The organism is Caulobacter sp. SRI_008 (genome assembly GCF_057586355.1).
Genome location: NZ_JBYCZS010000007.1, coordinates 64,166 through 84,652 on the forward strand (window position 1 = coordinate 64,166; position 20,487 = coordinate 84,652).

The following is a 20,487-nucleotide window of genomic DNA, read 5'->3' on the forward strand; positions in this document are numbered from 1 at the left end:
TCATGAACCACTCCTTTGGGGAGACCAGCAGGCGGTGACTTGCACCGGACCCTCATGGCGAACGATCGGCCTGCGGCCGGGGGTTATGCGACAGGAGATTGCGACCCGACCCTCGTCAGTCGTGCAGTCGCCGGGGGCGGCGCCTTCGATCGCGATACGCGGCGCCAGGGCGCCGCGTCGCCGAACGGCGCTGGCCGAAACGATCTCGGGACCGTCCACCAGACGCACGTCCGGATCTTCCGCGCTCAGCGGGTTGTCGCCGCATATCAGGCCCTCGGCGTCGACGGCCGAGGGGCGCAGTTCGGCGTCCAGCCAGCGGGCGACCTCGGGCCAGGAAAGGTCGGTATAGAGCGTGTAGCGGGCGCCGGCCCGCAGGCAGGCTTCAGGGTCGCTGCTGGAGCCGGCGACCAAGAAGGCCACGGCGGCGACACCGACGACCTGGCCGTCACGGAAGGCCAGCAGCGGCGCGCCGGAGTCGCCGCCGCAGGCCGTTGTTGAGTGGCTGCGAGGGTCAAGTACGGGGAGCGGGCTGTAGGCCGCGCAGACCGCTTCCGGCGGCGCATGCAGGCCGCAATCGGTCTTGCCCGCACGGATGGTCTGCATAGCGGCCTGGCCGACCCCAGGGAGGTATTCCTGATTGCCGCCCGTAGGCTGATTTTCGAGATCGAGGCTGGTGGGGGGCGTTTCGGCGAGCAGGCCATAGCCGACCTGCACCATGCGCGGGTCGATCCTTGCGCGGGGCAAGGGGCGCGCCGAAGGTGTCCGGTCAAGGGTGATGATCGCCAGGTCGAAAACCGAACGGCGACGCAAACCCACGCTGTCGTCGTCGGCCAGGTAGTGGGGATGAACGATGGCGGGGGCCGAAGCTTCGAAGAAGCCCGAACTCGGCAGATAGACGCTGATCCGAAGATCGGACAGCGTTTTCGAGCAGGCGGCTGTGTCCGGTCCGTAGTCGGCGGTATAGGGCCTGCCGCAGACGCAGTGGGCGGCTGTGAGCACCTGACGCGGGGCGACCAGCGCGCCGCTGCACATCTCGATGTCACCGTTCGGATAGTTGATGGCGATCGAACCCGCGGCGGGGGCCAGGCTGGTGGTCCGGTAAAGGGACAGCGCCTCGCCGGCGAACTCTCTCGCCACCATGCGAGGCTGAGCCAGCCAGTCCGCCTGCACGGTGTCGACCGTGAGCCGATCGGACCCGGCCGCCGATGTCGCCGCGGCGAGGGCGAACACCCCCAACACAAATCGAGCCAGATGGCTGAGCCTGCGGCGCTTGGCGTTACTCTCCAATGGGCACGCGCGCATCGGGCTGTCCGTCTGGTGAAGCTACAGCTTCACCATTAACCATGGCGGACGTGCGGAGAAGAATGTTTCTCTCTTTGCGTGTATTTCCGTGGCGAGTTTTATGATCGAGAGCCTGAAGGCGGATCGTCCGCTCACGCTCTGGGCGCCCCATAATCCCGCGCCATCTGGCGATAGAGCTCCATGAAGGCGTTGGCGTCGTAGCGGCCGCCGTGCTCGGTCTTTTCGGGCGGCGAGGGCGGGGCGCCGGCGATCGCCGCGCCGGGGGCCTCGGCGGCGTTGATGCCCTGCGACAGCAGGTTGGGGCGCGGACCCTCGCCGGCGTTGTGCCCGTCCTGATCGAAGATCGCCTCCTGGTGCCGGGTCGGCTCCCAGATGAACGTGCCCCAGCCGCGCTGGCCGGGGGCGTCGAAGACGAGGTCGTTCACGTAGCGCTTCCGGCTGGAATATTCGGCCACGTAGAAGCCGTGGTCGCGGTAGCGCTCGCCGAAGCGGGTGAAGGTGTTGGCCCAGTCGCCCTCGGCGGCCTGCTGGTAACAGGAGAAGCCGACGGCGTCGAAGCGCACGCCGCGCGCCAGAAGGCTGTCGGTCCAGTGGCTGACGATCGTCCAGTGGCGGCCCAGGTGGTTGTGCAGGCTGGTCTTGACGCCCGGAACCGTCTCGCGCGAGGCGTCCAGGCCCGCGCTGAGCAGTTTGGCCAGCTTGTCGAAGCCGCCGGCGTCGGGAACGTTCAGGTGCACCGCGTCGGTGGCCGGGTTGCCGGTGGGAACGGGCAGGGGCACGCGGCCGTCGGGCCACAGCATGCCGAAGGTGATCTCGTTGCCGATCACCACCATGTCGGGCTTGGCGCCGGCCTTGGTCAGGGCGCTCAGCACCGTGCGGGTGTGGTCGCCGACCGCCTTGACCAGCGCATCGAACGGCAGGTCGGTCCAGGCGGCGGGTTTCACCTGCTTCTGCGGATCGGCCCAGTTGTCGCTGTAGTGGAAGCTGATCGTCAGGTGCATGCCGGCGGCCTTGATCCGCCTGGCCATCGCCACGGTTTGGCCAAGGCCCGCCCAGGGATCGGTCTGGCGGCCCTTGGAGTAGCCGTTCTCGGGATTGACGAAGATGCGGATCTTGATGGCGTTGAAGCCGGCGTCGCCCAGGATCGCCAGGATGTCGCGCTTCTGGCCATTGGCGTAGAAGGTCGCGCCGTCGGCCTCGTCCTGCGGAATCCAGGTGATGTCGGCGCCCAGCAGGAACGGGCCGGGGCGGGCGCCGGGAGACGCAGCGAGGGCGCGAGGCGCGGCCGACAGCAGGGGCAGGGCGGTCAGGCCCATGGCGAAGGCGCGGCGGTCCAGGGTCATCGGCGTCTTCCTCCAGGATCGCTGTGGCTGGCGATCTCATTATTTGAGATATCGTTTCAATATGTATCCTAGCGGCATTGCGCGTGAAAAGGGAAGTGGCCCGCCGAAGGGAAGGGGTGGCTGGCGGCGGCCTCGCCAGCCGCTATAGGAGGGACGCCTTCAACCGGAGCCGTCCCGCATGTCCCGCCAGTTCGCCATCGGCCTCGTGGCCCACGACGACAAGAAGGCCGAGCTGGTCGACTGGGCCCTGGCCCACGCGGCGTTCCTGGAAAAGCACGTGCTCTACGGTACCGGCACCACCGGCGGCCGCATCCTGCAGGCCCTGCCGCAGTTGCAGCTGACCCGCCTCAAGAGCGGCCCCCTGGGCGGCGACCAGCAGTTGGGCGCGATGATCGCCGAGGGCCGGCTCGACATTCTGATCTTCTTCGTCGACCCGCTGTCGCCCCAGCCGCACGACGTCGACGTCAAGGCCCTGATCCGCCTGGCCACCCTCGCCGACATCCCCTTCGCCTGCAACGCGGCGACCGCGACGCTGGTGGTAAAGGGGCTGGGGTAAGGAACCTCCCCCTCTGGGGGAGGCGGCCGAAGGCCGGCGGGGGGACGGTTTCAGCCGCAGCCGCGCTGGCCGCCCTTGCAAAAACACCCCCCACCGATCGCTACGCGATCGCCTCCCCCAAAGGGGGAGGTTTCTCCTGCGCCCCAACTCCTCCCCCGTGGAACGGGGGAGGGGGACCGCGAAGCGGTGGAGGGGGCGAGACTGGGCGCAGAGCTCTGTCCCTCGCCCCCTCCGTCACGCTGCGTATCCGCAGCGCGCCACCTCCCCCGTTTCTCGGGGGAGGAGCTAGGAGCGCGGGTTCGACGATAAGCGAAGCGACGTAAGGGGCCGCCGCAGGCGGCTAACCCGGAAACTTCAGCAAATTCGGCTTGGGGATCGCGGCCTTGAAGCTGCCGCGGCTCTTGGACGTGTCGAGCCCGAACTCGGCCCAGGCCGACAGGAACCCGCTCGCCGGGGCGCTGGCCGCCAGCGGGACCAGGTTCAGCACCGGCCGGGCGGCGACCAGGGCGCGGGCGGCGGCCCAGGCTTCGGGTTCGGCTGCCGCATAGGCGCCGTCGCTGGCCACCAGCTCGCCGGCCAGGGCGGGATCGGCGAAACGCAGGGTCACGGCCGCATCGGCCGGCAGGTCCGACAGGCTGGTCAGGGCCTCGATCAGCGCCGTGAGACTCATCTTCGCCAGGCTGGTGCGACGCTCGCCGCCGGCCGCGCCCTTGATCGCCGCCGCGCCCGACTGGCCATCCTGCCGGCGGACGAACGCCCAGCCGCCATAGCCGGGATCCTGCTTGCAGAGGGCGGCGGTCCAGAGGGTCACGGAGGGGCTGGTCATGGCGGTTTCCTAGCGCCTTGCGTCGGAATTCGCCACTCCACGCGGTAACGACCCTGAACAAAGTGTAAACAAGGTCCTAAATATTAGGGTTAACGTCATTTTCACTTCGGTGAACGAAGTTATAATTCGTGCAAGCGCACCGCCCGCTGGTTGTGGATGGATCAAGCAAAAAGCGTGCCAGAATGGGTCAAAAACCCAGATTTCCGGGCCGTCGCGGCGATCAAAGTTAATGTGATCTAAATATTCGTGGTTAACCGCGGATTCACACCTGTTAACCCCTTGTTAAGAGCGTTGGCTCCGGTTTTGCTGATATCGCGTTAAATCCATCTCGGGCGTGCCGAGGTGGGACGATCCGGGTGCGGAGTGCGCGAGCGATGTTCGAATTCGTTGGACGGGACCTGAAGCGTTTGCTGGGCGTCGACGGCCAGGGCCGCGTGTCCCATGCCGCCGCCCATCGCGAAGGGCTGACCGGCGGCGACACCGCGCTGCTGGAACTGATGGACCTGCGCCTGCTGACCAACGAGGCCCGCGCCGCCGACGTGGCCGCCGGCCGCATCGGCTGCAAGGACCGCGCGGTGCGCCTGCTGGAAGCCGCCGTGGTCTGGCGCGAGGTGGCCCGCCGCACCGGCGACGCCGCTGCTTTACGTAAAGGCGCGGCCCAGGCCGAGGCCGCCGCCCGGCTGGGCGAGACCGAGCGCAAGCCCGAGCTGACCGCCGCCGCCCGCTGCGAGCAGGCGGTGCTGGCCATGCTGGGCGCAGAGCTGTTCGGCGACGAGGGCCTGCACGCGGCCGCCGGCGCCACGCTTTCCCTGGCCAAGTCGGCCCACGGCCCGCACGCGCCCCTGGCCTCGGCCCTGATGGCCGCCGTCGACGGCCGCATGGCGCTGTCCGACAACGATATCGACCGCGCCCTGGCCTGCGCCCAGGCCTTCGAGGCCCCGCTGGACGTGCTGGCGAGCGATCGCGGCGCCAAGGCCGGCGGCGGTCGCCTGCAACTGGCCGACCAGCGCGCCGCCCGCATCGACCTGCTGCTGGCCTGCGCCGTCCGCCTGAAGGACCGCTCGCTGGTCGAGGTCGCCCTGGCCGAGGCCCGTGTCGCCGTCGCCGCCCTCGATCCCGATTTCGAACCCCTGACCTGGTCGCGCCTGGAGCTGCTGCGCGCCGAGGCCCTGACGCGCCTGGGCGATTTCGACGGCGAGCTTTCCCTGATCGCCGACGGCGTCGAGGCCGCCACCCAGGCGCTCGAGCCGCTCGATCCCGGCCACAGCCCGCTGGACTGGGCCCGCGCCCAGGCCGGCCTGGGCGAGGCCCTGCAGATGATGGGCGAGGCCACCACCTCGGACCGCTGCTTCGAGCAGGCCGTCACCTGCTACGACCGCGCCACCCACATCGTGAAGGTGCAGCCGGCCCTGTCCCTGCGCGCCGCCGTCGCCAACAACCGCGCCCTCAGCCTAGCCCGCTGCGCCGAGCTGACGGCGGACCTGGCCGTGCTCGACGCCGCCGAGATGGCCTTCAAGGCCGAGCTTTCCGCCCATCCGGGCGCGCGCGATCCGGCCGGCTGGGCCGTGGCCCAGATGAACCTGGCCCGTCTCTATGAAGCGCGGGTCGAGATCACCGGCCGCGACGACGGTCGCCTGGACCGGGCGGCCACCGCTCTTGCGGTCGCGTTCGACGTCTTCGCCGAGCTGGGCCTGCGGTCGCTGACCGACCTGGCGGCCCAGGGGTTGCAACGGCTCAAGCAGGCGAACGCCGCCTGACCCAAAATGACACCGGAGGCTCCCGGGAAAGCCCAGGGCCCTCCGCAAGATAATAGGGATGATACAGTGATCGCTTCGTTCGTTCTCGCCGCCGCCGTGACCGCCGCCGCTCCGTCCGCCTCGGCCGAGCCGCAGGCCCGTGTCGTCCAGGTGGCGCAACCGCGCGAAGCGGTGGCCCTGCTTTCCTGCATGGTCAAGAACAACGGCGGTCTCACCGCTTGCAGCGTCCAGGCCGAGAGCCCCAACGATCTGGGCGTCGGCGACGCCGCCCTGCAGATGGCCTCGCAGATCCAGGTCGACCTGCTGGGTCCGGACGGCAAGAGCCGCGCCGGTTCGTTCATCGACGTGCCGATCCGCATCCGCATTCGCTGAATTTAAGCGCGAGTCCGCTTTGAGACTCGCGCGACTACCCGGCCGGGCCTAAAGCTCGGCCATGGCCTTCAAGCGCGCCTTTCCCTGGATCGTCACGGTCGCCGTCATGGCGGCCACCTTCGCCGTCGCCGGCGGACTGACGATCCGCCGCGACCGCGCCGAAGCCGCCCGCTCCGCCGCCGCCTCGCCGGACGTCACGGTGTCTCAAGCCGAAGACGATCGCGCCTACGCCCGGCAGCTGCGCGAGAATCTCGACCAGGGGCGTCCCGAAGAGGCCAAGGTCCTGGCCCGTTTCCCCGATCTGGCCCGCCGCGAGGGCGATGTCCTGTTTGTGCGCGGCCCCCGCGGCCCCCGGGGCGACGTGGCCAGCTTCGCCGACGGCGGCTTCTGCGACGGCTTCGACCAGTGCGCGCGCTGGCGCATGGCGGGCGTCGTGACTGTGGGCCGCGAGCGGCTGCCCCATCTCACCTTCACCCACGGTGAGGGCGAGCTCCTGTCGCTGCTGATCGGCGCCGACGGTCGGCCGCGGGTCGCGGACGTCGGAACCCCTTCAGGTTCGCCCGACGGCGCTTGGCTGGTGTTCGGCAACGAGAGCGACGACGGCGGCGGCGTGACCGTCTATCGGGCTGACGGCGCGGACCTGGTTCCCACGGCCTCGAAGGGGGCGTCCTGCCGGCCCCAGACTTGGCTGTCGGCGACTCGCCTGCGCATGAGCTGCCTCGTCGGACCGATCGGCGAGGCCAGCCGCGTCGAGGCGGTCCTGGCGCGCGCGACGGACGGCGGCTGGTCGCTGGTCTTCCCGGACGGCAAGCGCGAGCCGCTGGACGCCATCGCGACCGAGGAGGGCGAGCCGGGCGACTTCTACGAAGGCTGGAGCGAGAAGGGCTATCGCCGCCTCGCGCCCTGAGTCGTCGCTACTTCGCCATCCCGGACTTCTGCAGGGTCTTGTAGGCCTTGATCACCCGCTGGAGCTTGTGCTCGGCGCTGCGGTCGCCGCCGTTCATGTCGGGGTGGCAGCGCTTGAGCAGGTCCTTGTAGCGGGCGCGGATGGCCGCGGCGTCGGCGTCGACGTCGAGATCCATGTCGGCCAGGGCCTGGCGCTCCAGCTTGCCGACGGCGCGGCCGGCGGCGGCCGATTCGGCCTTGCGCTGCTGGGCGCGGAACAGGCCGAACGGGTCGGCCATGTTGCGGGCGTCGCGGGCGGCGGCGGCGGCGGCCTCGCGCGAGCCGGCGTCGGCCTTCATGCTCCAGGTCGGCCGGCCGCCGGTGACCTTCTCACGCTCCTGCTCGGCGCGGATCTGGCCCTCGTTCATGCCGGCGTAGAAGTTCCAGTTCTTGTTGTACTCGGCCGCGTGCGGCTGACAGAAATGGTAGTACTGGCCCGGCAGGTCGCGGCTCTTGGGCGCCTTGGCCTCGGCCGGACGCAGGCAGTCGGCATGCTCGCACCGACGCTGACCGGGCTTCAGCCGGTTGACGTCGTCGGCGCGCGGACCCTCCTCCTCGCCCGGCTTGGGCGGGCGGACGCGGATGTCGAAAAACTTGGGGCGGTATTCGAACGCACGGCTCATGGCGCTTAGAGTAAGCCCAGGCTATTTCCGTTCAAGGATTGACATGCCGGAGATCACCATGGGCGCCGTCTCAGACGCCATCGAAGCCAAGTTGACCACCGCTTTTTCGCCCTCCCGGCTCGAGGTCGTGGACGACAGCGCCCGCCACCAGGGCCATGCCGGCCACCGCGAAGGCGGCGATAGCCACTTCAACCTGACGATCGAGGCCGAGGCCTTCGTGGGCAAGGGCCGCGTGGCCCGCCAACGGCTGATTTTCCAGGCCCTGGCCGAGGAGATGGCGGGTCCCGTGCACGCCCTGTCGATCGTCGCCCTGGCGCCCGGCGAAACCTGACCGCAGCCCGCCTCTTTGCGCTTGCATAAGCGGGCCGCGACTGATTGCCTCGGTTCCCGGCGCGATCCTGCCGGGACCCGAGGGATGGCATGAGCGCCGCGAAATCTTTTTCTGAAATCCAGGCTTCCGACGAAGCGGCCATCGCCGCCGCGCTGCCGGCCTATCTTGAGCGGTCCTACGCCCGCTATTCGAACTTCACCGTCGCCAGCGCCGTCGTCGACGACCTGGGCGGGGTGCATTTCGGCGTCAATGTCGAGAACGCCGCCTATCCGTCGGGCACCTGCGCCGAGCAGACGGCCATCGGGGCCATGGTCACGGCCGGCGGTCGCCGCATCGAACGCGTCTACATCGCCGCCGGCTCCGACGCCGTCGTCCAGCCCTGCGGCGCCTGCCGCCAGCGCATCGGCGAGTTCGCGGTCAAGACCTGCGAGATCGTCTCGGTGCAAGGCGGGGCGGCCACGAAGCGCACGCCGTTCTGGAGCCTGCTGCCCGAGGCGTTCGGGCCAGGGGATCTGGAGTAGGGGCGGGGGAGACCCCCTCCGGCCCTCCGGGCTACCTCCCCCAAAGGGGGAGGATCTACGGCCTCAGATGCTCCCCCTCTGGGGGAGCTGTCGCGGAGCGACTGAGGGGGCGCGCGCAGCGCTTAAGCGATGATGTCCGGCGTCACCTGGTCTTCCAGGCGGACGATCTCGTCCTTCAGGGCAAGCTTGCGGCGCTTGAGGCGGGCGATCTGCAGCATGTCGGGCTGGGGGCGCTCTTCCAGGGCCGCGACGGCGTCCGACAGGTCCTGGTGCTCCTCGCGCAGGATCGCCAGGCGGCGCTCGATGGCGATGGAGGTTTCTTCCGAAGGATCGTCATCGTTCATGGACGTTCCCCCACTCTGAGCACTGGTCCGAAGGCGGTGATAGATAGCAAAGCCTGACGGGCGGTAAAGGCTGGAGCGCGCCGAGCCTCCATTTCAAGCCAAAGCATCGGCCAACCGCGCCAAAGCCGCGTCCTGCGGCGGCTCGCCGGAGGCCCGGGCCGCCGCCAGCAGGGCGCCGTAGACGTCTGCCGTGGCCCCCACCGGGCCGCAGATCGCCTCCAGGCTCTCCATCAGCAGCTTCTCGCCGGCCAGTTCGGCCGCCTTGACCTGGTCGCGGAAGGTCTCCCGCGCCGGATCGGCGACGTCGGGACGCTGGGGCTTCAGCGCCCGGCGCACGCCGCGCAGGGGCGCGCCGATCTCGACGTCCCAGGCGCGGACCAGGGCCGCGGCGCGCGCCAGGTCGGCGGGCCGTCCCTCCAGCGCCGTCCAGGCCGCCCACAGCAGGAACGGCACGTTCTGGCCGTGCGCGTCCTGCAGGTGCAGGCAGGCGACTGCGACAGGCTGTCGCGCATAGACGGAAAGCGCCCAGTCCCAGAACCGCATGGCCGTTAATTTTCGTCCGTTTCGTTGACCGTCGTTTCGGGTGGGGCGCCGATGGGCGGAAGATCCTCGCCCCAGCGCTTCACCGGCCCCCAGGTCAGGCCGAAGAGGTCGAGCGCCCGGCCCACCGACTGGTCGACCATCTCCTCGATCGAGACGGGTTTCGCATAGAAGGCCGGCACCGGCGGGGCGATCACCGCGCCCATTTCGGCAAGGCGCGTCAGGGTGCGCAGGTGGCCCAGGTGCAGCGGGCTCTCGCGCACCATCAGCACCAGCGGCCGGCGCTCCTTCAGGGTGACGTCGGCGGCGCGGGTCAGCAGGGAGGAGGTTACGCCGGTGGCGATCTCGCTCATCGTCCGAACCGAGCAGGGCGCGACGATCATGCCCAGGGTGCGGTAGGAGCCCGAGGCGATCGAGGCCCCGACGTCGCCGATCCGGTGCACGACGTCGGCCGTCTCGGCGGCCTCGGCGACCGAAAGGCCGGTCTCCTGGGCCAGGGTCAGGGCCGCCGACTTGCTCATCACGAGGTGGCTCTCGACCCCCAGGTCGCGGCAGGCGGCCAGGGCGCGCAGGCCATACAGAGCCCCCGACGCGCCGGAGATTCCGATCACCAGGCGCGGCTTGAAAGGGGAGGCGGCGGCGTCCGTCATGGTGAATTTTCGTCCGTCACGGGAGGAAGCGTCGCCACGTCAAGCGCCGCCGATTGCAATCATATGTGATCTGACAGTCCGGACCAGCGGGTGTTCACTCCCTCCGTCAACAGCCCAAAAGGAGGCCGAGCCCATGGCCATCGAATCCCGTATCCGCGAGCTGGGGTCCCGTCACGAGAACCTCGACCGCACGATCCAGGAGGAGACCAGTCGACCGGGTAGCGACGCCACCAGGCTTCGAGAGCTGAAGCGGCAGAAGCTCAGGCTCAAGGAGGAGATAGAGGGACTTCGAGCGAGGCTCCACTAGAGCCTGCCCGTTTCCGATGGACATCGGAAACGGATAAGCAGGCTCGCCTCTCAAAGATCTGGAGCGCGGCGCGCCACGCTCCAGGCCAAGGCAAGGAAAAGGCCCATCCGATGCTCGGATGGGCCTTTTTGCTGTCCGGCTTTCCCCGTCCTCGCGGACGGGGAGAAGGGATCAGTCCTCGTCGTCTTCGTCGTCGACATTGCCCTTGAACGAGCCGAACACGTCCTCGGCCTTCGGTTCGGCGCGGGCGGCGCGGATGTCGCGCTCTTCCTGCTCTTCCTCGGAGATGTAGGCCGTTTCGGCCGCCGGACGCAGGGTCGGATCCTCGGCGACGATGCCCTTCTTGGCGTCGTCCTTGGCCTTCTTCTCGGCCGCCTTCTTGACGAGGGCGTCGAGTTCCAGCTGGCCGACCAGGCCCAGGGTCACCGGATCGACCGGCTTGATGTTGGCCGCGTTCCAGTGGGTGCGGTTGCGCACCTGCTCGATGGTGGCCTTGGTCGTGCCGAGGATCTTCGAGATCTGGGCGTCGGTCACTTCCGGGTGGTGGCGGATGAACCAGGCGATGGCGTCCGGACGGTCCTGGCGACGCGACACCGGGGTGTAGCGCGGGGCCTTCTTCTGCGGCTTCAGCAGCTCGGCGTGACGGCTCACCTGGGCCTTCATGCGGTACTGCGGGGCGCGCTGGGCCTTGTCGAGCTCTTCGCGGGTCAGCTGGCCGTTGCCGATCGGATCGGCGCCGCGGATGTCGCGCGCCACTTCGCCGTCGGCGATGCCGCGAACTTCCAGCGGGTGCAGACCGCAGAAGTCGGCGATCTGCTCGAAGCTCAGCGAGGTGTTGTCCACGAGCCAGACGGCGGTCGCCTTGGGCATCAGAATGTCGGACATGCGGTCCTCCAGAAATGACGGCGCCCGACCTTTCGGCCGGGCGGGGTTGTTCAACGAGACCTATAATCCGGTTCTCCCGGAAAGGGAACGGGGATCAATGCGGCTCGCGACAAGGCTGTCACGCGCCGCATTGATCGCGATGCGTGCATTCTGCTAACCTCGCCGAAAAGGCGAAAGCGGGAGGCGCGCCATGGCTCTGAAGGACAGTGACGCTTTCTTCGATTCCATCCGCGGCTCCAAGATGCTGGGGCCGACCCTGAGCCAGACGGAGGTGGCCGGCTGCAACGCCGTCCTCACCGCGCTCGGCGCCCACGGCTGGGGCGCGGCCTGGACCGCCTACGGCCTGGCCACCGCCTATCACGAGACCGCCCAGACCATGCAGCCGATCGACGAGCAGGGCGGCGACGCCTATTTCCGCCGGCTCTATGACGTCGAGGGCATCAACCCCAAGCGCGCCAAGGCCAACGGCAACACCGCGCCCGGCGACGGCGTGCGCTATCACGGCCGGGGCTACGTGCAGCTGACCTGGAAGAACAACTATGTCCGCGCCGCCAAGGAGCTGGACGAGCCGATCGACCAGCAGCCGACCCTGGCCAAGCGTCCGGACCTCGCCGCCGCGATCATGGCGCTGGGCATGGAGGAAGGCTGGTTCACGGCCAAGGGCCTGGGCCGCTACATCGACAAGGCCGCCGGCTCGGCCACCCAGAAGGCCTACGGCCTGGCGCGCTACGTCATCAACGGCAACGACAAGGCCGCTCAGATCGCCGGCTACGCCGCCACCTTCGAAAAGGCCCTGAAGGCCGGCGCCTGGAACTGAGGGCGAGGGCGGGGCGCCCTCACCAGGCTCCGTCGTCGAAGCGCAACACCTTCAGCGTGTCGCCGGTCTTGGTTATGTATATGTATTCACTGGCGAAAGCAGTGGGGTATTCGACTTCGTAGGTGATGGCGCAGGTGGCGCGACCGTTGAGTCTATAGAGCGAGCTCTTTGTGACTTTCCGTTGAAAATTGTTCTTCAATCTCTCTGCGGTTGATTTTTTATACTTCAGCGCGTTTTCGCTGTATTCAACATAGATCGGGTTTCCGCCCACTTTCTTGCGGCGGTCGGAAAAGTATTTCTTGAATTCTGGCAGGTTCCGCATCGGTCGATATTCGGATCGAACGAAGCGGAAGGCGTCATCGAATTTTCCGCGATCGAAATAGTATAGAAACTGGTTCGACGTGTTGAAAAACTCGGCGCTGCAAGATTGTGTGTTGCTGTCCGCAATGGAATTGACCGGGGTGGTCAAAAGGATGGTCGTGGCGCAAAGTGCGATCAGGGATTTGGCTTTGCATCCCATGATTCCATCTCCAGCCCGATCGGAGTGCATGTCGTGGTCGTGATACTCTCGATTGTCGCTCTTTGCATGTGGTTTCTGCTGCCTCTGCTGCCGAGCATTCTGATCTACCGGCTGTTTCCCAAGTCGCCCGTGCGGGCGACGGGGGTCCTGGCGGGCATAACCTTCAACGCCGGGGGCGCGTTCGCCGCCTACCTGATCCTGTTCGCCGTCGCCGCGCCCTTCATCGTCGACCTGAACGACCGCATCGACCGCTCCCGCTCGCAGTTCTGGACGATCAACGCGACGGTGCAGCTGGACGGCGCCAACATTGAGGACTACGGCGGCGACACCTTCGCCGTCCTGCGCCCTGACGTCGTGGACTTCACCGAGGGCAACCTGGAAATCGCGGTGCGCAAGGACGAGCGCGGCATGTTCCCGCGCATCACCATCGTCGTCGGCTGCAATGGCGACCGGGCCTGCATCGCCGCGCCGCGCGAAGGCGCCTACTACAAGACCATCAACCTCAACAGCGCCGACCTGAAGATGAAGGAGCTGCCGGGCGGGCGCCTCCAGCTGGTCGACACGGTGCGCTTGGTCAAACGCGTCCCCCGCACCGCGCCGCCTCCGCCGCCGAACTAGCGGGGGGGGCAATGCCTGATCCCTCTCCCCTTGCGGGAGAGGGTGGCCTCCGAAGGAGGTCGGGTGAGGGGTCTCTCAGACCTGTCAGTTGCTTGCTCCTCCCCCGTGCAACGGGGGAGGGGGACCACGAAGTGGTGGAGGGGGCGAGGCTGGGCTCCGTGCCTGACCGCTCTCTCCTCCGTAAAATCCCCGCGAAAGCGGGGACCCAGGTGTTTTATCGTCGAGCGCCGGGGGTTTCAGAAAAAGCCTGGGTCCCCGCTTTCGCGGGGATTTTACGGAGGGAGGGTCTGCGGACGGGGATAGACGAAGCTGGATCCCCGGCGACTGCGAACCAAACCCCAACCAATCCAACCCCTTACAACTTTCTCAGCGCTCTGGATCAGACGCGCTCAAACCACCCGCATAATCACTGGGTCTCGCCGCACCGAAGGGGCGCGCGGCCAGCGACCATGCGGCGGCGGGATGCGATCGAGCGGGACTGGGGCGGATTGGGAAGATCCGTCGCGTCCGGGGACCTGGCGCTGGCCAGGCCCGCCCGCCGTCGGCTTGGGCGAGGATTACAGAGCCCCCCTCTCCTCGTCGCCGTCCAAACGGGAAACCCGGCGGATGGTCCTGGTAAGGCGTTAAGAGCGCCGCTGCCCGGGAAGCCGGCAGTCAGAACGACCGCGCGGAGCGCACGGGCTTCGTCGAAACGGTAACAACACACAGCACCTCCGGGCGTCGCCCGGGCGCTCCGCTCTCCTTCGTCAGCTCAGCGCAATCGCGCGTGAGATCGCCCACCCGTTCCCTCTCCCCTTGCGGGAGAGGGTGGCCTGCGAAGCAGGTCGGGTGAGGGGTCTCTCAGATCTCGAAGCCGCGTGCAGCGGTCAGGCGGGCGCAGCGTCCAACGTTTGAGAGACCCCTCATCCGACGGCTTCGCCGCCACCTTCTCCCGCAAGGGGAGAAGGAAAACCGGGAGAAGGATCAGGTGGTCAACACCACCTTGCCCACATGCTCGCCCGCCTCCAGGTGCGCATGGGCCTTGGCCGCGTCGGCCAGGGGGAAGGTCGCATCGACAATGGGTTTGAGCTTGCCGGCCGCGATCCATGGCCAAACCACCCGCTCGACCTCGGCGGCCAGGCGGGCCTTTTCGTCGGCGGGACGGGGGCGCAGGGTCGAGCCGGTGATCACGGCGCGTTTCTGCATCACCTTCATCACCGGGACCTCCAGCACCCCGCCGGCCAGGGCGGCGATGTAGACGATGCGGCCGCCGGTCTTCAGGGCGTCGAGATTCTTGTCGAAATAGGCGGCCCCGACCATGTCGAGCACCACGTCGACCCCGCCGGCGGCCTTGGCGATCTCGGCGAAGTCCTCGGTCTTGGCGTCGACCGCCAGGTCGGCGCCGAGTTCGAGCGCCTTGGCCTTCTTGTCGGCCCCGCGACCGGTGGCGATGACGATCGCGCCGGCCGCCTTGGCCATGGCGATCGCCGTTGTCCCGATCCCGGACGTCCCACCATGAATCAAAATGGTCTCGCCAGGCTTCAGCGCGCCGTGTTCGAACACATTGGCGAAGACGGTGAAGACCGTTTCGGGCAGGGCCGCGGCGTGAACGAAATCAAAGCCTTCGGGCACGGGCAGGGCCTGGCGGGCGTCGACCACGGCGTATTCGGCATACCCCCCGCCGCCCAGCAGCGCGCAGACCTTGTCGCCGACCTTCCAGCGTCCGGCGGCGACCTCGACCTCGCCGGCGACCTCCAGGCCCAGCGTCGTCGGCGCGCCGGGCGGCGGCGGATAGAACCCCAGGCGCTGCAACAGGTCCGGACGATTGACGCCCGCCGCGCGCACCCGGATCAGGATCTCGCCGGGCCCTGGAACGGGACGTTCCACCTGGGCTGGGCGCAGGGCGTCGGCCGCCCCCTTGCCGCCTTCGATCTCGATCGCGGTCATGGTCTGGGACATGCTGGCGGCTCCGTCGCGCTTGCGTCGCGCCCTAGGTAGGCGTCTGATGGCCGATCGGAAAGGGAGGATGGCCGATGATGGAAGAGCCGGTCGAGCCGCGCGCGTTCCGTGGCGATGCGCTGAACAGCGCCGCGCACGAGGATCTCGAGACCTACGGCGTCATCGAACTGGAAGAGCGGATCGAGGCTCTCGAAGCCGAAATCGCCCGCACCAAAGCCCAGCTCAGCAAGAAGAAAGCCGGGCGCGCCGCGGCCGATGCGCTGTTTGGTCGCCTCGACTAACGAATGGTTTACGCTACCCGTGGACCCTTAAGGCGCGTCCGTCGGTCACAGTGAGTCGGGGCGGTCGCGAAACGGGACGTTAAGACTTGGCACGGGGGTTGCAGTCCGCCTCCTCAAGCGAGACGTCCTCGCGGCCTTAGAGGCATTGAGTAGACATGACCGATCCGAACGCGTCCACGGCCCCCTGGCGGGCGGGAGTCATCCAGGACTTCGCGCGCTCCGAACTGTTCGACCGCACCTTCGACGAGGGCATGCTGCTGGTCGAGGAGACCGCGGCCTATCTCGACGGGGCCGGCCGTCATGACAGCAAGATCCTGTCGCGCAACGCCGCCCTGGCCTACGCCAGTGAAAGCATGCGCCTGACCACGCGTCTGATGCAGGTGGCCTCGTGGCTGCTGGTGCAGCGCGCAGTCAAGGAAGGCGAGATGGCCCCCGAGGCCGCCTGCGCCGAGAACTACCGCCTCGCGGTCGAGACCAGCGAGCAGGCCGCGGCGATCGAGGACCTGCCCTTTGGCCTGGTGAACCTGCTGCAGCGCTCCGAGCGCCTGTACGAGCGGGTCCGCCACCTGGACCGCCGCATGTATGTCGAGGCCGCCGCCGTCGACGAGGCCCCGCGCCCCGTCCAGGCCCAGTTCGACCGCCTGACCGCCGCCTTCGGCGTCGCCTGACATCTTTCTTGGGCGCCTTCGGCGTCGCCTAACGTCTTTCTTGGGCGCCTTCGGCGTCGCCTGATCCCCGTTCAAACCGACTTCAAAGCGGGGTAGGACAGGCGCGTGACCCAAGCGCCTTCCCCCGATTCCGCCATTCCCGCCGGACCCTTCCTGGGCCGCGTCCTCATCCTGGCCGGATCCGATTCCGGCGGCGGGGCGGGCGTCCAGGCCGACATCAAGACCGTCACCGCCCTGGGCGGCTACGCGGCCACGGCGATCACCGCCATCACCGTGCAGAACACCCTGGGCGTCACCGGGGTGCATCCGATCCCGCTCGATGTGATCGAAGCCCAGGCCCGCGCCGTGCTCGACGACATCGGGGCCGACGCCTTCAAGACCGGCATGCTGGGCGACGTCGGCGTGGTCGAGACCGTGGCCCGGGTGCTGGCCAGCGCCCCGCACGTGCCGGCCGTCGTCGATCCGGTGATGATCGCCAAGGGCGGCGCCCCGCTGCTGGCCGACCGGGCGATCGACGCGGTCAAGGCGCTGATGATCCCTCGCGCCACGCTGCTGACCCCCAATGCGCCGGAGGCTTCGGCCCTGACCGGTCTGCCGGTCGAGACCATCGACGACCAGCGCCGGGCCGGCGAGGCCCTGCTGGAACTCGGCGCCCACGCCGTCCTGATGAAGGGCGGTCACGTCGCGGGCGAACGGGTCGTGGACCTTCTGATCACCCGCCAGGGCGAGACCAGCTTCGAGGGCGAGCGGATCGACACCCGCCACACCCACGGCACCGGCTGCACCCTGGCCAGCGCCATCGCCACCGGCCTGTCGCAGGGCCTGCCGCTGACGCAGGCCGTCGCCCGGGCCTGGAACTACGTCCACGAGGCCATGCTGCGCGCCCCGGGCCTGGGCAAGGGCCACGGTCCGCTCGACCACGCCTGGCCGGTGCGGGGATGAAATCGAGCCCGAAAGGCGCGAAGCTTTTCTGGATCGTCGCCGCGGCGGTGCTCGTCGTGGCCTATGTCTACGTCACGCATGGCGGCGTGCGGGACGGCGGCGTGAGCCGCGTCGAGATCGCCGGCGCGCCGAGTGAGCGGCTGGCGCGACACTTTCCGGGCTCGGACACGGTGTGCGAGTTCACGCCCGGCATCAAGTCGCCGCCCGATGCGAGCACGCTCTACACCGACGACAACACGCACGACGCCGTCCAGTCCGTCCGCGCCGTCTGTCCCAACATCGGCAAGCGCGACATCCCGTTCAGCTTTCTGGCGGTCGAGGAAAGCGTCTTCGTCGGCCTGAAGGGCTGCCGGGTGGTCGGCGTCTACAAGATCTACAAGAGCAAGCGTCCGATGGACGGCGTCCCGCAGGGGTTCTGCGCGCCGCCCTCCCGGCTGCTGGTGACGAACGATGGAGGCGTGGGCCTTGACCCCTGAGACCCTGGAAACCCGCCTGATCGAGATCGTCCGCGCCACGCCGACGACGATGCAGGTGCTGCGCACCGTCCGCGACCTTGATTTGCCCGACTGGATGATCTTCTCCGGCGCGGTCTACCAGCCGGTGTTCAACAGCCTGACCGGCCGGCCGCTGGACTACGGCATCAAGGACTACGACGTCGCCTATCACGACGATCGCGACACCTCCTACGAGGCCGAGGACGTGGTGATCCAGCGCGTCGCCGCCGCCTTCGAGCCGCCGCTGCGCGAGCTGGTCGAGGTGCGCAACCAGGCCCGGGTGCACCTGTGGTTCGAGAAGAAGTTCGGCGCCGACGAGCCCTATCCGGCCCTGCGCTCCAGCGCCGAGGCCCTGGAGCGGTTCGTGGCCACCGCCTTCTGCGTCGGCGTGCGGCTTGAGGCGGACGAGTCCTTGCGCGTCTGGGCGCCGTTCGGCCTGGACGACCTCTTCGCCATGCGCCTGCGGCCTAATCCGCTGCGGGTGAAGGGGGCGGGCGGCTGGGCCCGCACCACCGGCTCGGCCAAGGCCCGCTGGCCGGAGATCACCGTCGAGGGCTGACCTCTGCTTGGCCAGGATTTCCGCATGAACCCGTTCCAGCACCTGTGGTCGCGCTTTCACGAAGGCCATTTGCCCATCGGCTACATGCTCAGGCAGAGCGGCGCGGCGAACTGGGTCCGCTTCCATTCGCTGCCGGAATCCAAGCGCTACGCCGAAACCGACGACGAGCGCGGCGTCATCCTGCGTCGCCAGAACGCCCTGGCCGCGGCGGTGCTGGCCTCGGATCCGTGCTGGCTGGTCCAGACGCATTGGGTGACGCCGGACGGGACGATCGATTGGGCCGACCAGCACGATCCCTTCGCCGCGACCCGGCAGTTCGCTCTCGAACCGACCTTCGACTTCGTGGATCCCGGCGAAGACGACGAAGACCCGGCGGAGTGGCGTGCTCATGCGGGACCAGTCCGCTGGACGGACGGCGCCTTCGACAATCTGCTCACGAGCATCGCCGAAGACATCGCCGGCCCGACGCTCTGGATGTCGGAGGCGACCGGCTCGATCTTCGCGCCCTATGACGGCGGGGTCGATCTCTTCCTGGCGAAAGCCGAGCAGGTCGCCGAGCTCAAGGCGAGGCATCGCGACTGGCTGTCCATTCACGCGTCTGGAATGTGAGCGGGCTCGGGCGCGACTTCCGCCTTGGATCTTCTGCGATGGACGTTCGCCGCGTACCGCTCTACGGAATTTGATAGCGCTATCATTTTCGTGAGCGACCTCCATGGCCCTGCCGCGCCGCACCCTGTTCAAAGGCCTCCTGGCGGGCGCCGCCGCCGCGCCGGTCTTGGCCGCGCAAGCCGCCGAGGCCAAGCCGGCGGCCAAGGTGAAGGTCCCGACCTGGGGCAAGGGGCCCGACGGCCGCCGCACGGCCGACCTGGGCGACGGGACCTATCTGAACCCGATCATCGCCGGCGATCACCCCGACCCGACGATCCTCAAGGACGGCGACGTCTACTACATGACGTTCTCGTCGTTCCTGGCCTATCCGGGCCTGGTGATCTGGAAGTCGACGGACCTGGTGAACTGGACCCCGGTCGGCCCGGCGCTGCGCAAGCCGCTCGGCACGATCTGGGCCGTGGACCTGGTCAGGCACGACGGCCGCTACTTCATCTACATCCCGGCCGATCCGACGGGGCAGGGCTGGTCGATCTTCGCCATCTGGGCCGATAGCATCGAGGGACCGTGGAGCGATCCGGTCGACCTGAAGATCAGCGGCTGCATCGATCCCGGCCACGTCGTCGGCGAGGACGGCAAGCGCTACCTGTTCGTCAACGGCGTGCGCAGGATCCGCCTGACCGACGACGGCCTGGCCACCGACGGCCAGTTGGAGAAGGCCTATGACCCCTGGCGCTATCCCGACGACTGGATCGTCGAGAATTTCGCGCCCGAAGGCCCCAAGCTGCTGCGTCACAACGGCTGGTTCTACCTGATCACCGCCGTCGGCGGCACGGCCGGGCCGGTGACCGGCCACATGGTCATCGCCGCCCGCTCGCGTTCGGTGAACGGGCCGTGGGAGCACTGCCCGCACAATCCGCTGGTGCGCACCCGCGGCGAGGCCGAGCCCTGGTGGTCGCGCGGTCACGCCAGCCTGGTGGAAGGCCCGGCCGGCGACTGGTGGATGGTCTATCACGCCTACGAGAACGGCTTCCGCACCCTGGGCCGCCAGACCCTGCTGGAGCCGATCGAATGGACCGCCGACGGCTGGTTCAAGCCCCTGGGCGGCGACCTCTCCAAGCCGATCCGCAAGCCGCGCGGCGGCAAGGCCGGACCGTCGGGCTTCAACCTGTCGGACGACTTCTCGGCCGATCGCTTCGGCCTGCAGTGGGCGTTCCACGATCCCAAGCCGGGCGAGGGCGAGCGTACGGCCTTCGAGGCCAGGGGCCTGCGTCTGAAGGGTTCGGGAACCTCGCCGATCGACAGCGCGCCCCTGACTTGCATTGTCGGCGACCGTTCGTACGAGGCCGAGATCTCGCTGGACCTGATCGGCGACGCCGAGGCGGGGATCCTGCTGTTCTACAATCACAAGGCCTTCGTCGGCCTAGGCGTCACCCCGACGGCGCTGAAGACCTTCCAGTACTCCGAGGAACTGGCCTGGGCCCGGATCAAGCACGAGACCCGCAGCGTCCGCCTGAAGGTGCGCAACGACGAGCATGTCGTCACGTACTGGTATTCCTACGATGACGGCGCGACCTGGACCCGCCACGGCACGCGCATGGAGGTTTCGGGTCTGCACCACAACGTGTTCGGCGGCTTCATCAGCCTGAAGGTCGGGATCTACGCTGCCGGGGAGGGCGAGGCGCGGCTGCGCAACTTCGTCTACCGCGCCGGCCTGCCCAAGACGGTCGAGAGCTAGGCGG

At 68.4% G+C, this 20,487-nt stretch carries 26 protein-coding genes and 1 pseudogene; 17 read left to right on the forward strand and 10 right to left on the reverse strand.

Annotated elements, in window-relative coordinates:
* Entirely contained in the window at positions 1 to 1,230 is a 1,230-nt protein-coding gene (locus AC2YHT_RS08195) for a trypsin-like serine protease (protein ID WP_487289096.1), read from the reverse strand.
* 203 nt (positions 1,231 to 1,433) lie between these two features.
* Positions 1,434 to 2,645, reverse strand: coding sequence for a glycosyl hydrolase 53 family protein (locus tag AC2YHT_RS08200; RefSeq protein ID WP_487289097.1), 1,212 nt, complete (start codon positions 2,643 to 2,645; stop codon positions 1,434 to 1,436).
* Between the two features lie 178 nt (positions 2,646 to 2,823).
* Here AC2YHT_RS08200 and AC2YHT_RS08205 point away from each other — a divergent pair, with 178 nt between their 5' ends.
* Together AC2YHT_RS08205 and AC2YHT_RS08210 are read left to right on the forward strand one after the other, a co-directional pair.
* A complete protein-coding gene (locus tag AC2YHT_RS08205; RefSeq protein WP_487289098.1) occupies positions 2,824 to 3,201 on the forward strand; it encodes a methylglyoxal synthase in 378 nt (125 codons plus the stop codon).
* A 144-nt stretch (positions 3,202 to 3,345) separates the two neighbouring features.
* Positions 3,346 to 3,510 (forward strand): annotated as a pseudogene (locus AC2YHT_RS08210) (hypothetical protein); the annotation flags it as partial.
* Between the two features lie 31 nt (positions 3,511 to 3,541).
* On the opposite strand, the gene AC2YHT_RS08215 reads toward AC2YHT_RS08210, so the two are convergent.
* Positions 3,542 to 4,027 (reverse strand): ribonuclease H family protein, encoded by a 486-nt coding sequence (locus AC2YHT_RS08215; RefSeq protein WP_487289099.1) that lies wholly within the window; start codon positions 4,025 to 4,027, stop codon positions 3,542 to 3,544.
* Positions 4,028 to 4,401: 374 nt separating this feature from the next.
* Between AC2YHT_RS08215 and AC2YHT_RS08220 the strand changes: the two genes are divergently transcribed.
* The 3 genes from AC2YHT_RS08220 to AC2YHT_RS08230 all read left to right on the forward strand — a co-directional run bounded on the left by AC2YHT_RS08220 (position 4,402) and on the right by AC2YHT_RS08230 (position 7,063).
* Positions 4,402 to 5,784, forward strand: coding sequence for a hypothetical protein (locus AC2YHT_RS08220; protein ID WP_487289100.1), 1,383 nt, complete (start codon positions 4,402 to 4,404; stop codon positions 5,782 to 5,784).
* Between the two features lie 66 nt (positions 5,785 to 5,850).
* Positions 5,851 to 6,156: a hypothetical protein gene (locus AC2YHT_RS08225; protein ID WP_110121324.1), complete on the forward strand. Its 306-nt coding sequence runs from the start codon at positions 5,851 to 5,853 to the stop codon at positions 6,154 to 6,156.
* A gap of 61 nt (positions 6,157 to 6,217) precedes the next feature.
* Positions 6,218 to 7,063, forward strand: a complete 846-nt coding sequence (locus AC2YHT_RS08230) for a hypothetical protein (protein WP_487289101.1) — start codon at positions 6,218 to 6,220, stop codon at positions 7,061 to 7,063.
* 7 nt (positions 7,064 to 7,070) lie between these two features.
* Here the strand turns inward: AC2YHT_RS08230 and AC2YHT_RS08235 are convergent, their stop codons facing one another.
* Positions 7,071 to 7,724, reverse strand: a complete 654-nt coding sequence (locus AC2YHT_RS08235) for a J domain-containing protein (protein WP_487289103.1) — start codon at positions 7,722 to 7,724, stop codon at positions 7,071 to 7,073.
* Between the two features lie 58 nt (positions 7,725 to 7,782).
* Between AC2YHT_RS08235 and AC2YHT_RS08240 the strand changes: the two genes are divergently transcribed.
* Together AC2YHT_RS08240 and cdd are read left to right on the forward strand one after the other, a co-directional pair.
* Positions 7,783 to 8,055: a BolA family protein gene (locus AC2YHT_RS08240; RefSeq protein WP_487289105.1), complete on the forward strand. Its 273-nt coding sequence runs from the start codon at positions 7,783 to 7,785 to the stop codon at positions 8,053 to 8,055.
* Positions 8,056 to 8,144: 89 nt separating this feature from the next.
* On the forward strand, positions 8,145 to 8,576 hold the full coding sequence (gene cdd / locus AC2YHT_RS08245; RefSeq protein WP_487289107.1) for a cytidine deaminase: 432 nt from the start codon (positions 8,145 to 8,147) through the stop codon (positions 8,574 to 8,576).
* A gap of 122 nt (positions 8,577 to 8,698) precedes the next feature.
* Here cdd and AC2YHT_RS08250 read toward each other — a convergent pair whose 3' ends face one another.
* From AC2YHT_RS08250 to AC2YHT_RS08260, 3 genes are all read right to left on the reverse strand, one after another.
* On the reverse strand, positions 8,699 to 8,920 hold the full coding sequence (locus AC2YHT_RS08250) for a YdcH family protein (protein ID WP_110133432.1): 222 nt from the start codon (positions 8,918 to 8,920) through the stop codon (positions 8,699 to 8,701).
* Positions 8,921 to 9,013: 93 nt separating this feature from the next.
* Positions 9,014 to 9,463, reverse strand: a complete 450-nt coding sequence (locus AC2YHT_RS08255; RefSeq protein ID WP_487289109.1) for a TIGR02444 family protein — start codon at positions 9,461 to 9,463, stop codon at positions 9,014 to 9,016.
* 5 nt (positions 9,464 to 9,468) lie between these two features.
* On the reverse strand, positions 9,469 to 10,110 hold the full coding sequence (locus AC2YHT_RS08260; protein ID WP_487289110.1) for a UbiX family flavin prenyltransferase: 642 nt from the start codon (positions 10,108 to 10,110) through the stop codon (positions 9,469 to 9,471).
* Between the two features lie 133 nt (positions 10,111 to 10,243).
* Here AC2YHT_RS08260 and AC2YHT_RS08265 point away from each other — a divergent pair, with 133 nt between their 5' ends.
* On the forward strand, positions 10,244 to 10,417 hold the full coding sequence (locus AC2YHT_RS08265; RefSeq protein ID WP_110117944.1) for a YdcH family protein: 174 nt from the start codon (positions 10,244 to 10,246) through the stop codon (positions 10,415 to 10,417).
* Between the two features lie 171 nt (positions 10,418 to 10,588).
* Here AC2YHT_RS08265 and AC2YHT_RS08270 read toward each other — a convergent pair whose 3' ends face one another.
* A complete protein-coding gene (locus tag AC2YHT_RS08270) occupies positions 10,589 to 11,302 on the reverse strand; it encodes a DUF1013 domain-containing protein (RefSeq protein ID WP_110117943.1) in 714 nt (237 codons plus the stop codon).
* 190 nt (positions 11,303 to 11,492) lie between these two features.
* Here AC2YHT_RS08270 and AC2YHT_RS08275 point away from each other — a divergent pair, with 190 nt between their 5' ends.
* Positions 11,493 to 12,119, forward strand: a complete 627-nt coding sequence (locus AC2YHT_RS08275; RefSeq protein WP_487289112.1) for a hypothetical protein — start codon at positions 11,493 to 11,495, stop codon at positions 12,117 to 12,119.
* A gap of 19 nt (positions 12,120 to 12,138) precedes the next feature.
* Here the strand turns inward: AC2YHT_RS08275 and AC2YHT_RS08280 are convergent, their stop codons facing one another.
* The gene (locus AC2YHT_RS08280) at positions 12,139 to 12,639 is read right to left on the reverse strand and encodes a hypothetical protein (protein WP_487289114.1); all 501 of its coding nucleotides are present in this window, start codon (positions 12,637 to 12,639) and stop codon (positions 12,139 to 12,141) included.
* Positions 12,640 to 12,705: 66 nt separating this feature from the next.
* On the opposite strand from AC2YHT_RS08280, the gene AC2YHT_RS08285 reads away from it, so the two are divergent.
* Entirely contained in the window at positions 12,706 to 13,257 is a 552-nt protein-coding gene (locus tag AC2YHT_RS08285; RefSeq protein ID WP_487289115.1) for a hypothetical protein, read from the forward strand.
* Positions 13,258 to 14,220: 963 nt separating this feature from the next.
* Here the strand turns inward: AC2YHT_RS08285 and AC2YHT_RS08290 are convergent.
* Positions 14,221 to 15,195, reverse strand: a complete 975-nt coding sequence (locus AC2YHT_RS08290; RefSeq protein ID WP_487289116.1) for an NAD(P)H-quinone oxidoreductase — start codon at positions 15,193 to 15,195, stop codon at positions 14,221 to 14,223.
* 74 nt (positions 15,196 to 15,269) lie between these two features.
* Here AC2YHT_RS08290 and AC2YHT_RS08295 point away from each other — a divergent pair, with 74 nt between their 5' ends.
* The 7 genes from AC2YHT_RS08295 to AC2YHT_RS08325 all read left to right on the forward strand — a co-directional run bounded on the left by AC2YHT_RS08295 (position 15,270) and on the right by AC2YHT_RS08325 (position 20,483).
* A complete protein-coding gene (locus AC2YHT_RS08295; protein WP_487289117.1) occupies positions 15,270 to 15,476 on the forward strand; it encodes a DUF1192 domain-containing protein in 207 nt (68 codons plus the stop codon).
* A 155-nt stretch (positions 15,477 to 15,631) separates the two neighbouring features.
* On the forward strand, positions 15,632 to 16,144 hold the full coding sequence (gene rcdA, locus AC2YHT_RS08300) for a protease adaptor protein RcdA (protein ID WP_487289119.1): 513 nt from the start codon (positions 15,632 to 15,634) through the stop codon (positions 16,142 to 16,144).
* Positions 16,145 to 16,297: 153 nt separating this feature from the next.
* A complete protein-coding gene (gene thiD, locus AC2YHT_RS08305; protein ID WP_487289222.1) occupies positions 16,298 to 17,086 on the forward strand; it encodes a bifunctional hydroxymethylpyrimidine kinase/phosphomethylpyrimidine kinase in 789 nt (262 codons plus the stop codon).
* Complete coding sequence (locus AC2YHT_RS08310; protein WP_487289120.1) at positions 17,083 to 17,562, forward strand: hypothetical protein; 480 nt, start codon at positions 17,083 to 17,085, stop codon at positions 17,560 to 17,562. Before thiD ends, AC2YHT_RS08310 begins: the two co-directional genes overlap by 4 nt.
* Before the next feature lie 49 nt (positions 17,563 to 17,611).
* Positions 17,612 to 18,139: a nucleotidyltransferase family protein gene (locus tag AC2YHT_RS08315; RefSeq protein ID WP_487289224.1), complete on the forward strand. Its 528-nt coding sequence runs from the start codon at positions 17,612 to 17,614 to the stop codon at positions 18,137 to 18,139.
* Positions 18,140 to 18,163: 24 nt separating this feature from the next.
* Positions 18,164 to 18,748 carry a DUF3885 domain-containing protein gene (locus tag AC2YHT_RS08320; RefSeq protein ID WP_487289122.1) on the forward strand — a complete coding sequence of 195 codons (585 nt, stop codon included), beginning with the start codon at positions 18,164 to 18,166 and terminating at the stop codon, positions 18,746 to 18,748.
* A 103-nt stretch (positions 18,749 to 18,851) separates the two neighbouring features.
* Positions 18,852 to 20,483, forward strand: a complete 1,632-nt coding sequence (locus AC2YHT_RS08325) for a family 43 glycosylhydrolase (protein ID WP_487289123.1) — start codon at positions 18,852 to 18,854, stop codon at positions 20,481 to 20,483.
* The last annotated feature ends 4 nt before the right edge of the window (positions 20,484 to 20,487 follow it).